14 protein-coding genes are annotated in these 11,184 nt (G+C 69.3%); 6 read left to right on the top strand and 8 right to left on the bottom strand.

The genetic code is table 11. The annotated features are described in order from the left end of the window. Positions 1-60: 60 nt before the first annotated feature. The 3 genes from EAO73_RS35405 to EAO73_RS35415 form a co-directional block, all read right to left on the bottom strand. Positions 61-735, bottom strand: coding sequence for a TetR/AcrR family transcriptional regulator (locus EAO73_RS35405; protein WP_147975626.1), 675 nt, complete (start codon positions 733-735; stop codon positions 61-63). Positions 736-830: 95 nt separating this feature from the next. Next, positions 831-1,820: a hypothetical protein gene (locus EAO73_RS35410; protein ID WP_147975627.1), complete on the bottom strand. Its 990-nt coding sequence runs from the start codon at positions 1,818-1,820 to the stop codon at positions 831-833. Between the two features lie 109 nt (positions 1,821-1,929). Next, positions 1,930-2,328 carry a hypothetical protein gene (locus tag EAO73_RS35415; protein ID WP_147975638.1) on the bottom strand — a complete coding sequence of 133 codons (399 nt, stop codon included), beginning with the start codon at positions 2,326-2,328 and terminating at the stop codon, positions 1,930-1,932. A gap of 108 nt (positions 2,329-2,436) precedes the next feature. On the opposite strand from EAO73_RS35415, the gene EAO73_RS35420 reads away from it, so the two are divergent. Together EAO73_RS35420 and EAO73_RS35425 are read left to right on the top strand one after the other, a co-directional pair. Beyond that, entirely contained in the window at positions 2,437-3,249 is an 813-nt protein-coding gene (locus EAO73_RS35420; RefSeq protein WP_412075973.1) for a helix-turn-helix domain-containing protein, read from the top strand. Then, entirely contained in the window at positions 3,246-3,425 is a 180-nt protein-coding gene (locus EAO73_RS35425; RefSeq protein ID WP_147975628.1) for a DUF397 domain-containing protein, read from the top strand. The genes EAO73_RS35420 and EAO73_RS35425 overlap by 4 nt, the downstream gene beginning before the upstream one ends. 4 nt (positions 3,426-3,429) lie before the next feature. Here EAO73_RS35425 and EAO73_RS35430 read toward each other — a convergent pair whose 3' ends face one another. Beyond that, positions 3,430-4,233 carry a carboxymuconolactone decarboxylase family protein gene (locus tag EAO73_RS35430; protein ID WP_147975629.1) on the bottom strand — a complete coding sequence of 268 codons (804 nt, stop codon included), beginning with the start codon at positions 4,231-4,233 and terminating at the stop codon, positions 3,430-3,432. A 94-nt stretch (positions 4,234-4,327) separates the two neighbouring features. On the opposite strand from EAO73_RS35430, the gene catA reads away from it, so the two are divergent. Next, positions 4,328-4,984 carry a type A chloramphenicol O-acetyltransferase gene (gene catA, locus EAO73_RS35435; RefSeq protein ID WP_147975630.1) on the top strand — a complete coding sequence of 219 codons (657 nt, stop codon included), beginning with the start codon at positions 4,328-4,330 and terminating at the stop codon, positions 4,982-4,984. 356 nt (positions 4,985-5,340) lie between these two features. Further along, positions 5,341-5,763: a hypothetical protein gene (locus EAO73_RS35440; protein ID WP_147975631.1), complete on the top strand. Its 423-nt coding sequence runs from the start codon at positions 5,341-5,343 to the stop codon at positions 5,761-5,763. A 425-nt stretch (positions 5,764-6,188) separates the two neighbouring features. On the opposite strand, the gene EAO73_RS35450 is transcribed toward EAO73_RS35440, so the two are convergent. After that, positions 6,189-6,794, bottom strand: a complete 606-nt coding sequence (locus tag EAO73_RS35450) for an HAAS signaling domain-containing protein (RefSeq protein WP_147975632.1) — start codon at positions 6,792-6,794, stop codon at positions 6,189-6,191. Continuing rightward, a complete protein-coding gene (locus tag EAO73_RS35455; protein WP_147975633.1) occupies positions 6,791-7,183 on the bottom strand; it encodes a PadR family transcriptional regulator in 393 nt (130 codons plus the stop codon). The genes EAO73_RS35450 and EAO73_RS35455 overlap by 4 nt, the downstream gene beginning before the upstream one ends. Positions 7,184-7,762: 579 nt before the next feature. Between EAO73_RS35455 and EAO73_RS35465 the strand changes: the two genes are divergently transcribed. Together EAO73_RS35465 and EAO73_RS35470 are read left to right on the top strand one after the other, a co-directional pair. Further along, positions 7,763-9,001 carry an AAA family ATPase gene (locus EAO73_RS35465; protein ID WP_147975634.1) on the top strand — a complete coding sequence of 413 codons (1,239 nt, stop codon included), beginning with the start codon at positions 7,763-7,765 and terminating at the stop codon, positions 8,999-9,001. After that, positions 8,998-9,669 (top strand): hypothetical protein, encoded by a 672-nt coding sequence (locus tag EAO73_RS35470; protein WP_224756604.1) that lies wholly within the window; start codon positions 8,998-9,000, stop codon positions 9,667-9,669. The genes EAO73_RS35465 and EAO73_RS35470 overlap by 4 nt, the downstream gene beginning before the upstream one ends. Before the next feature lie 41 nt (positions 9,670-9,710). Here the strand turns inward: EAO73_RS35470 and EAO73_RS35475 are convergent, their stop codons facing one another. Both EAO73_RS35475 and EAO73_RS35480 read right to left on the bottom strand, forming a co-directional pair. Next, complete coding sequence (locus EAO73_RS35475) at positions 9,711-10,085, bottom strand: hypothetical protein (protein ID WP_147975635.1); 375 nt, start codon at positions 10,083-10,085, stop codon at positions 9,711-9,713. A gap of 175 nt (positions 10,086-10,260) precedes the next feature. After that, positions 10,261-11,103, bottom strand: a complete 843-nt coding sequence (locus EAO73_RS35480) for an oxidoreductase (protein WP_147975636.1) — start codon at positions 11,101-11,103, stop codon at positions 10,261-10,263. Between the last annotated feature and the right edge of the window lie 81 nt (positions 11,104-11,184).

An 11,184-nucleotide genomic window follows, 5' to 3' on the forward strand; every position in this document is an offset into this window, starting at 1 on the left:
CCCCTCAGCCCGTCACACCCCCCGACGCCCCCGGTGAGCCCTCGTCCGCCGGGCCGCCCCTCAGCCCGTCACACCCCCCGACGCCCCCGGTGAGCCCTCGTCCGCCGGGCCGATCATCGCCATCGACAGCCGGGTGAACTCGCTCGTCAGCCACGCCGGCGGCACCTGGCGCGGGCGGCGCCCGTGGTGGGCCAGCAGCTCGTCCACCGAGCGCGTCAGCACCTTCACCACCACCGCCAGGTCGCCGTCGACCCCGTGCCCGCGCAGCCGCGCCCGCTCGGACTCGGCCGTCAGGAACTCCACCCACACCGAGCGCCACATCGTGAGGTGCGCGTCCATCGCCGGACTCACCCCCAGCACCTCGACGAACGCCACCCTCGCCGCCTGCGGGTCCCGCGTGACCGCCCGGACGTACGCCTCGAACAGCCTGCGCACCCGCTCCTCGGTCGGGCAGGTCTCCATGCCCTTCGCCGCCAGCTCGGCCTGCGCCGCCTGCATGCCCGCCATCGCGACCTCGTCGTACAGGTCGGTCAGCAGCGCCTCGCGCGACTCGAACTCGCGGTGGAAGTCACGGACTTCCACCTGGGCCGCCGCGCACAGGTCCTCGACCGACGTACGGGCGTACCCGTACACCGCGAACAGCGTCCGTCCGGCCGCCATGAGTTGCGCCCGGCATCGCGCGGGGTCGCGCACCGCCCTCACCCCGTCCCAAAGTGCCACCACGGCATCCACCACGGGTCCTCCTCAGTCCGTCCCGGCCCCCGGGTCCCACTGTCCACGCCCCGCCGCATGTACGGCAAAGACCGCCACACCGCGAACGGACGTCCGCTTCACCGCGCTTCGGCGCCCTGCGCCCGGATCGCCTCGACCCGTTCCCGCCAGGACACCCGCCCGGGGGCCTCGGCGGGCCCCCGCGGCGGCCACTTGACGAAGTGCGCCTCCTCGGCCGTACGCCGCGCGCACGGACCGCACACCGTCTCGTCCTCCCTCGGGCGGAACACATGCTCCGGACCGTCCCCCTCGCACGCCACGGGCTGCCTGGGCGCCACCACCGGCGAGTCCGGCACGGGCACCTCCGGCAGCTTCTGTACGAGGCGGTGCCGCACGAAGCCGAACGCCGACCGCACGCCGTCGGCCGGGAGTTCACTCACCAGCGCGAGCCGCAGCTCCGCCGCCTTCACCCCGCGCCGTAGCCAGTCGGCCGCCACCCCGGAGAGGCTGCGCGCCTCCCGCACCCCCAGGTGCAGTTGCGGACTCGCATGCCGCAGCGAGAGCAACACGCTCTCTGCCACAGCGACTTCGGCGTCCGGCGGCGCGAACTCGTCCGCAGGCTCATCGGGTTCCGGCCGCACGGGCGCGCTCGCGGGCTCTTCGGAGGGTGGGTGGGGATAGTTCTCCCCACGATCTTCCACCGCAGGTGGGTAACCACCGACCGGTCGAGACCCCGGATCACCGACCGCCGGAAGCCGCTCACCCGGAACGGCCCGGGTCTCCGCCTCCCTGCACCTCCGCGCCTCCTCGTCCGTGAGCGGCACGTTGGAGAACAGCTGATCGGTCACCCACAGACCGCGCTCGCCCTGGCGCCGCCACTCGTGGACGAACCCGGCGTCCTTCAGCTGCCCCTTGGCCTTCTGGTACGCGCGCCCCTTGATACCGAGCTTCTTCGCGTGATCGCTCAACGCCTCGCCCGTACGCCGCTCGGGCAGCCCTTGCACGTACAGGATCAAGAGCTTCGCGTCACTGCTGAGTCGGGAATGTCGCACGATGTCGTGCGCCGCTTTCACATAGCCGTAGGACGGCGAGATAGCATGCCGGAGCATCTTCGGTGGACCTCAGATCCATCGCAGGGTGAAGGCCCTCGGACCAGGTGTTGGTAGCACCCCCGGGGGCCGCCCCATGCGCCGAGGCGCACGGAGCGTAATGACGTCGTCACCGTACAGCAGGAATCTCGCCCGCCACCACCTTCGTCAACAGCTCGAACAGCAGTGCCGTTTCGACGAACGGTTCCTGCACGGTGGGCACGGAGCGCCAGTCCAGCGGGTACGTCATCCCGTGCAGCGCGGGCACCCCGACGAAGTCCGATCCCTTACGGGTCAGCGCGTCCACCCGCGTCGGCCAGCGGTACGCACGGGCCGTGCCGGGCGGCACAAGGAAGTACATGCTCCGCATCCCGATCGACGAGCGGACGATCGGCCCGGCCTGAAAGTCCGTGAACTGCATCAGCTCGTACGCGACTTGCTCACCCAGCGAGCCGGTGATCCGGACGGCGTCGAAGTGGATGCCCGCGTGCCGGAGGGCGTGCCCGTTCGCGGGAATCCAGGAGGGCATCGGGTCCGGTGAATTTTTCGGTTCCATACGGATAGCGTCGGCGCCCGCACGTACGGTGACCAGGGACACAGGGCGTCTGTGCACTGTTGTGTACTTGGAGGTGGGGCTGTGCACTCCAGTAGTACCGGGGGCGGTACGGCCGAGATGTTCGGCGTGTTGTTGCGGCACTACCGCGAAATGGCCGGGCTGTCGCAGGAGGGTCTGGGTACCCGGATCGGCTTCTCCAAGTCCCAGGTGGCGATGGTGGAACGGGGACAGCGCCCGCCGAAGGGGGAGTTCGTCCGGCAGGCGGATGCGGTGCTCGGTGCGAATGGGGCGCTCACCGCTGCGGCCGGGCAGTTGAAGTTCAGCAGAGTGGCTACCTGGTTCGAGCCGTTCGCTGAAGAGGAAGCCAAGGCTGTGGCTCGTTACGAGTACGAGTGCCACGTCGTGCCTGGCCTGCTACAGACTGAGGCGCACGCACGCGCCGTGTTCGGCCAAGCGTGCCCGCCATTGGATGACGACGCAATCGAAAGACTGGTAGACGGACGCCTGGCCCGACAGACTCTGCTGACGCGCAAGCCACCGCCGGAGATCAGCTTCGTCCTGGAACCCAGTGCGCTCATGCGTCCCATCGGTGGACGAGCCGTACATCGGGCGCAGCTCCAGCACATTCTTGAGGTCAGCAAGTTACGGCATGTGCACATCCAGGTGATGTCCAGCCAGAGGGAGACTCACTCCGGCCTTAGCGGGTCTTTTGTCCTGCTGGAAACCGATGACAGGCGGCGGCTGGCGTACCTGGAGGTGCAAGACCGAAACTTCCTTGTCAGTGAACAACCCCACCTGGGTGACCTGTTCGCCAAATATGGGAGGCTGCGGACCCAGGCTCACGGACTGGAAGAGTCGCGCGAGCTGATCGAGCAGATGGCAGAAGGACTATGAGCACTGACCTCAAGTGGTTCAAGAGCAGCTACAGCGGCGAAGGTGGCGGCAACTGCATTGAGGTCGCCATCCGCCCCCACACCATCCACGTGCGCGACTCCAAGGACATCACCGTCCCCGCCCTGGCCCTCTCCCTCGACGCCTGGTCCGCATTCGTCCGCCACACCGCCGTATAGGGCGCTACGCGTCCTCCCGCGCCGCGAACACCTCGCGCGCGGCCGTGAGGCCGTTCAGCGCGGCCGGGAAGCCGGCGTAACCGGCCATCTGCATGATGATCTCGACGGCCTCCTCGCGCGTTCCGCCGACGTTGAGCAGGCCGTGGAGGTGTACGCGGAGCTGGGGTCCGACCGTGCCGAGGGCGGTGCACAGGGCGACGGTGACGAGTTCGCGGGTCGGGAGGTCGAGCCCCGTACGGGAGTACACGTCGCCGAAGGAGAACTCCAGCACGTAGCGGGCGAGGTCGGGGGCGATGTCCTTGAGGGAGTCGATGACCTGCTGACCGGCGTGGCCGTCGATGTCGGCGAGGGCCTGCCGGCCGCGTGCGAGGCGGTCGCCGCCCCGGTCGCCGGAGGTGTCGGCGGGGACGAGCGCGGGTTCGTCGGGGCGGGACTCGAAGACCTCGCGGGCGGCGGTGAGGCCGTTGAGCGCGGCCGGGAAACCGGCGTACACGCAGACGTGGATCAGGACCTCGACGATCTCCTCGCGGGTGCAGCCGACGTTGAGCGCGCCGCCGATGTGGAAGCGGAGCTGCGGGGCGGCGTTCCCCATCGCGGCGAGGGCGGCGACGGTGCCCAACTGGCGCTGGCGCCGATTGAGTCCGGGGCGGGTCCAGATGTCGCCGAAGCCGAACTCGACGATGTACCGGCCCATGTCGGGTGCGATGTCGGCGAGGCCGTCGATCACGGCGTCCTGGTTGCCTCCGGCGACCTCGCTGAGGGCCGCGTAGCCACGCTCGTACCGTTCGTTGCGCTGTTCGGTGCTCATGCCGAGGACGGTAGGAGTTGGAGTGCACTCCAACGCAAGCGCGCCCCGCGAAAACCGTTCGAGCGGGCTCCGGGGTCGCTGCCATGATGCCCGGATGGACACCCCTGCCCTCATCGACCTGGATACCTGGCCGCGTCGGGAGCACTTCGCACACTACCGGCGGCGCGTGCCGTGCACGTACTCGATGACGGTGGAGGTCGACGTCACGGAGTTCACGGCGGCGCTGCGCCGGTCGCCGCGCAAGTCGTACGTGGCGCAGGTGTGGGCGCTGGCGACGGTGGTGAACCGGCACGAGGAGTTCCGGATGTGCCTGACGGAGTCGGGCGACCCGGCGGTGTGGCCGGTGGCGCACCCTGCGTTCACGGTGTTCAACGCGGAGCGGGAGACGTTCGCGTGCGTATGGACGCCGTACGACGCGGACTTCGGGGCGTTCCACGAGGCGGCGGCCCCTCTGCTGGCGGAGCACGCGCACGCGACGGAGTTCTTCCCGCAGGGCCCGCCCCCGCCGAACGCGTTCGACGTGTCGAGCCTGCCGTGGCGGTCGTTCACGGGGTTCAACCTCAACATCCGTGACGGCTACGACCACTTGGCGCCGATCTTCACGCTGGGCCGGTACGTCGAGCGCGAGGGCAGGGTCCTGCTCCCGCTCGCCGTACAGGTGCACCACGCGGCGGCGGACGGCTTCCACACGGCACGCCTGGTCAACGAGCTGGAGACACTGGCGGCCGACCCGTCGGCATGGCTCGGCTAGGACCCCCGGTACCTCGCGAGGGACCCGGGGCGGATCATCACTTCTTCACGGACCCGATCCCGTCCAGGTTCCCCTCATGGATCCAGCCACCTCACAGCCGGCCCGTCACCGGCGAACGCCCCCACCAACTCAGCTGATCACAGCCTGACTTGAGGAGCAGCCTACCCTCTGCACCGCATTCGCAAATAGTAACTGCAAAGGGTATTGACACTTCTCCGACGGTGGTGCTTGATGTGATCCACACCGACACCACGGGTACCCAACCAGCTTCAGTCCCAGGGCAGTTGTCCGTCACCGCGCGCTCGGTTCCCCCGTCGTTACGCAATCCCGCACACGATCCACCTGGAGGTTCACACGTGCGCTTTTCCGGAAAGGCACTGTTCACCGTGGGCGCCGCATCGGCACTGATGCTGCTGAGCCCGTCCATCGCTTCCGCCGCCTACTACGGCTCGGAAACCGACTACGCGACCAGCTCGTACCCCGCGGACGTCGACCAGCACTGGGAGTACATCGGGATCACCGGGGTCGGCGTCTCCTTCACCGGCCTGGGCGACTGGTTCAAGGTGCACGACACCAAGAAGGACGGCTACGCCGCGGTCGTCGAGTGGCACGACGTCGACGGGACGCGAAGCGGAGCCTGTGTCAGCAAGCTCGGCGGAGGAACGTCGGGAGGCTGCAACAAGAACTTCTACGAAGGCCACGAAATCGAGTTCCGGGCCGCTCTGTACAACAACGGGACGTTTGTCCGGGCCTCCGCCTGGACCCACAGCTACGCCTGACACAACCCCGCGGAATTCTTACTTCCGTATTCGGTCAGCCCCATTCCCCGAGGGGGTCCCGGCGTGTCCGAGGACTCGGATCGGCCGCCGGAGTGGCGTTCGCAACGTGAGCGAGCCTCCGACGCGGGAACCCCCACCTCCCCATCGCAGCGGGCTGACCCATCCGGACCCCGGCGCTCACTCCCCGGGCGTCGGCGGGAGCGGCGGATCACCCCCGGTCCGTCGCTCCCGGCACCCGAACCGGCCCGGCAGACGGCGGTCTGCCGGGCCGCTCGGGCCGCCGACGCGGAGGTTGACGACGTCGAGCCGGTCGACGCCGAGGGCCCTCAGGTCCGCCTCGACGAGGCCGCGCAGTTGGTCGGGGGTGGCCTGGCCGCTGGGGACGCCGGGAATGTGAGCGGACCCCGGGCGGATCGGGGCAGCCGTCAGGACCGGACCCGCGCGCGGTCCTGCCTGGTGTGCCACAGCCACCCGACGCCCGCCACCGTGAGGACGATCCCGGTTACGGCTCCCGGCACGCGCCAGTCGTCGATCACGGCATCGTTCCCGGGGGCAACGACGGCCAGGTACCAGGTCACGTTCATCAGGACGGGCAGAACCACGGACACGGCGAGGCCGGTCCACTTCCGTGCCGGGGCCCAATGGTGGGAGCGGCAGACCATCACCACGGCGGTGATCCTCATGGCGAGGCTCATCCAGGCCAGGAGTACATGTTCGCCGGCGTAGACCACCACGCTGCCGGTCAACAGCAGCGCGAGCGGCACCCAGGCAGGGGAACGAGGGCGGCGCGGCCGGGGCGCCGCAGGACCGGCGGTGACTCCGAGTTCGAGGAGGGCGGTGCCGGCGATCGTGCGGGGGTCGCCCATCTCGCGGAGGATCGTACGGATGTCATCGGGCCGCTCGGCTCGCGCGACCTCTATGTGCTCGTTCAGGTCGGCCATGAGTTCCTGGCGGGCCGCCGGGGGCAGTGCCGCGCTCTCGCGCTCGACGGTTGCCAGGTAGTCGCGGACCAGGGTGTCGTCGGTCTTCAAGGCTTTGCCCTTCCGGGATGGCGCGATTGCCCGGCGGGCGGCGCGAGGAGGTGGTCGACGGCGTCACGGAACCCGGGCCAGATACCGGCGAACGCGGCCAGCGCGGCGCGTCCCGCGTCGGTCAATGCGTAATAGCGCCGGGGAGGGCCGGAGGGGGATTCCTGCCAGGTGGTGACGACGAGGTCGTCCCGTCGCAACCGTGACAGCAAGGGATAGACGGTGCCCTGGCTGGTGGCCAGCGTCCCGGTGTCCTGCAAGTGGTTCAGCAGCTCGACCCCGTACTTGGGTCCGTCCCGGAGAAGGGCGAGGACGCAGTACTCCAGCACCCCTTTGCGGAGCTGCACCTCGGCCTTCTCCGGCAGCTCGTTGCTTGCTCCGCCAGGTTCCATGCGAAACAAGGTACCAGGCATGGCTTGGATCATGGCAACCCGCACCGGCCATCCCGCCGTGAGCGGATCGCATCGCCGCCACGCGTGTCAGTGGGCCCGGCACCATGCGCGCATGCCCCCGGAAGCCAAGGAAGAGGAAACTTCTGTCGGCCTTCCTCGCGGCGCGGCGAGGCGGCGTCCTGGCCGTTGTCGACGGGCTCGGTACGCAGGCACTGACCACACCGGCCCTGCCCTCCGGAACCCCTTGGCGACGAGATCGCCGACCTGCGCGGGATCATCCTGGATGTCGTCGGGGAAACCGCACGGCCCGCCGGTCATCTGGACATCGCCCGCGACCTCCGGGACCGGGCGAGCGGGACCTGGTACTCGCTGAGTTCCGACGCGCAGCGCCAGCCGGTACCCGGCGCCCGCTATGGCCGAGTGGCGGGTGTAGGTGGGCTCCTCGGTCGGGTTCCACCCCAGATACGCCGACCGATGGGAGTCGGCCCAGATATTCTGAGCCACGATGTTCCGCTCACGGTCGGAAGCATTCGTCTCGTGGGCGGGAGCCGTCCGTCGCACCCACTCGATAGGTTCCCCATGCCCGGCCGCCTCCTCGAACTGCACGTCGAGAACTTCCGCAGCCTGCGCGACGTGACCGTGCCCCTCGGCCCGCTCACCGTGCTGGTGGGCCCGAACGGCGCGGGAAAATCCAATGTGCTGAAGGTGTTCGACTTCCTGGCCGACATCATCCGCACCGATCTTCAGCCGGCCCTCGACGCGCGTGGCGGATTCGACGAGGTGGCTTTCTGGGGAGGAAGCAAACCACCGACCTCCATGCGTGTACATCTCAAGGCGACGTGGACGACCAACTCCACCCGCAACGCACCGGACGAGTACGACCTCACCATCCGCCGGCGCTCACTGCGCTCGAAAGTGTCAGGTGAGCCCTCGCCCTACTACGCGCTCTCCCGCGAGGAGAGCTTCGCCTTCAAGCGCAGGCAGGGGCGCGGGCGACGCATCACCATCAAGGGTGAGGAGGCGCGCATCCAGGACGAGCGGGCGGGAAAGAGCAAGGACAGCGGCAACTTCAGCATTCGTAGGCTGAGCAGCGGGCTGTCCACACTCCCGCGGCTGGGGCCCGCCGACGGTGGGGACGAGGTGACGCGGGTCGCCGATCGGCTCTCCTCGTTTCGTCTTTTTGATGTGGACGTGGCCGCCGCGCGGCAACCGACCCGCCTACGTGGCGCGGATTTCAGCACTCTCTCACCGCACGCCGAGAATCTGGCCGGATTCCTGATCCATCTGAGCAGTCGCGAAGAAACCTGGGACCATCTGGTCACCGATGCCCGCGAGGTGCTGCCCCAGCTGGAGAACATCGAGTTCGAGGAGGTCGGCGGGGCGACCGACCAGCTGACCGTCGTACTGCGCGAGCGCGGCCTGCGTCGCCTGACGCCGCTCGCCGACGCGTCGTACGGGACGGTCCGGCTTCTGGGGCTGCTAGCCCTGCTGTACGACCCGAATCCCCCAGCGTTCACGTGCATCGAGGAGATCGATCACGGACTGCATCCGCAGGCACTCGAACTCGTTGTGCAGCGATTGCGCGAGGCCGCCGAGCGAACCCAGTTCATCGTCGCCACCCACTCCCCCGCCCTGGTGAACCGGCTGCATCCGGACGAGTTCGTCGTATGCGACCGTTTCGACGACGGGGCCTCCGTCATCCCAGCGCTCACTGTTGACGAGGTGAGGGACATCGTTCAGGAGTCCGGTGAACAACCGCTCGGGGAACTCTGGTTTTCCGGGGTGCTGGGCGGAGACCTGACCGGGGGTGAGCTTTGACCCCAAAGCGGAGGAGCGGCGGTGGGCGTGCGCCCCGGGCACAGGAACGGGGCGTTGTCGTATTCGCCGGCGAGGACCGCAACGACTGCGACATCCTTGCCGCACTCATACGTGCGCATCGGCCCGATATCGCGGACACGGCCAAGCTCGTCCGCATCAACGACCCGGTACGGCTGCGCCGAAAGTCCGGCCCGAAGCTCGCTGCTGCCGTGGAGGTCCTGGTCGGCAAGGCGCGCGCCAAGGCGCGCCAGCAGCGGGCCGAACTGCGCTGCTTCGTGGTCCACGAGGACCTGGACGGCTACACCAACGCCGACTACGAGCGGATTCGCGGAACACTGGCCGCCGAACTCGCGCACCAATGCCCCGGGTTACGAACCGCACTCGCGCTCGCTGCCTGGGAAACCGAGGGCTGGTTGCTGCTCTTCCCGGAAGCCTTCCCTCGCGTCCATCCCCGCTGGAAGGTCCCCGGTCACCTGCTCGACAAGGACACCGGGCGCGTCAAAAACGCCAAGGAGGAGCTGAAGCGAGGGCTTGGCCTGCCGCTCTTCCGTGAGAGCGACGGTCCGGCGGTGGCCCGCGAGGCACAGCAGCAAGGGCTGATTCCCTCTCCGCGCGGCACCAACCGCTCGTACGAGGACTTCGTCGGGGATCTCGCCAACTGGGACTGACAGCTCGGGGTCTCCCCCGGGGCGGTGTCTCCGTCATGCTGCTATCTGCGGTGCAGTGCGTACTGGTTGAGCGAGTCCGGGTCGCCGATCCAGTGGAACAGGGTGGGGCGCGCCTGGGTACCGCCGTACTGCCAGCCGGTGCCCTCCAGACAGCCACTGACCTTGAGTTCGAACTGTGTGGTTCCGGACGGCGACGCGCCCTGGGTCCACGTACCGGAACCATCACACCGCGCGACCGGGTCCCCGGTGTGCGTCTCGTCCGTCGTGCGCGGGCCCAGGTCGTTGGCGACCGCAGTGCCGTCGGCGCGGAGGGTGAGGGTGCCACCGTGCTCGTCGGTCCACGTGCCGACGAGCTGGGCGTCCGTGAGCCGTGGCGGCTCGTACTCCTGGAGCGGGCCGGTCCCGTAGGCCAGCAAGCCGCCGCCGACAGCGACGCCCCGTCAGCCACGCGGCTGTAGCCGACCTGCTGTGGGCCACTTGGGGCCGCCGCCCGCCGCTCCATCGTCCAGCGCGCCATGCCCTGCCCCTTCCCCACAGCAAAGCCCTCATCATGCACCTGACCAGCAGCACGGCCACCGCAGAGGGCCTCCGTCAGCCGCGCAGCTCGGCCAGGTCCTCGTCCGTGAGGGTGAGGTCGCGGGCGGCCATGTTCTCCTCCAGGTGCGCGAGATTTCCCGTGCCGGGGATGGCGAGCATGACCGGGGACGAGGCGAGCAGCAGGGCGAGCTGCACCTGGGCGACGGTCGCGCCGAGCCTGCCCGCGACCTTCTCCAGGCGCCGGGTGTCCAGCGGCTCGCGCCCGCCGCCGAGCAGGAAGAACGGCACGTAGGCGATCCCGGCCGCCTCGCACTCGGCGAGGAGCGCCAGGTCGTCGGTGTACGGGTTCTGCACGCATACGACGGGCGCGACGGACCGCGCCTCGGCGAGCTGCGCGGCGTCGACGTTGCTGACACCAAGGTGCCGGATCAGGCCCTCCTCCCGGAGCCCGGCGAGCACGGCGAACCGCTCGGCGACCGACTCGCCGCCGGGGCCGCCCATGCCGCCGACGCGGAGGTTGACGACGTCGAGCCGGTCGACGCCGAGGGACCGCAGATCCGCCTCGACGAGGGCGCGCAGCTGGTCGGGGGCGGCCTGGCCGCTGGGGACGCCGTCGGGCCCGGGGAGGGGGCCGACCTTGGTTGCGATGACCAGGTCGTCGGGGTAGGGGCCGAGCGCTTCCCGGATCAGCTCGTTGGCCCGTACACCGCCCCGGGCATAGAAGGCGGCGGTGTCGATGTGGTTCACGCCCAGCTCGACGGCCCGCCGGAGCACGGCGATGCCGTTCTCGGGGGTCCGGGCGGGGCCGTCGAACGTACTCATGGGCAGCCGCATCGCGCCGAAGCCGAGACGGTCGACGGGGAGGTCGCCACCGAGGGCGAAAGTGGTGGTGGTCATGGCTCAATGCTCTCCGGGGGTCCGGTGAGCATTGAGCCATGACCACCACCACTTTCGCCCTCGGTGGCGACCTCCCCGTCG

The sequence above is a fragment of the Streptomyces sp. col6 genome, from assembly GCF_008042035.1.
Lineage (GTDB): Bacteria > Actinomycetota > Actinomycetes > Streptomycetales > Streptomycetaceae > Streptomyces.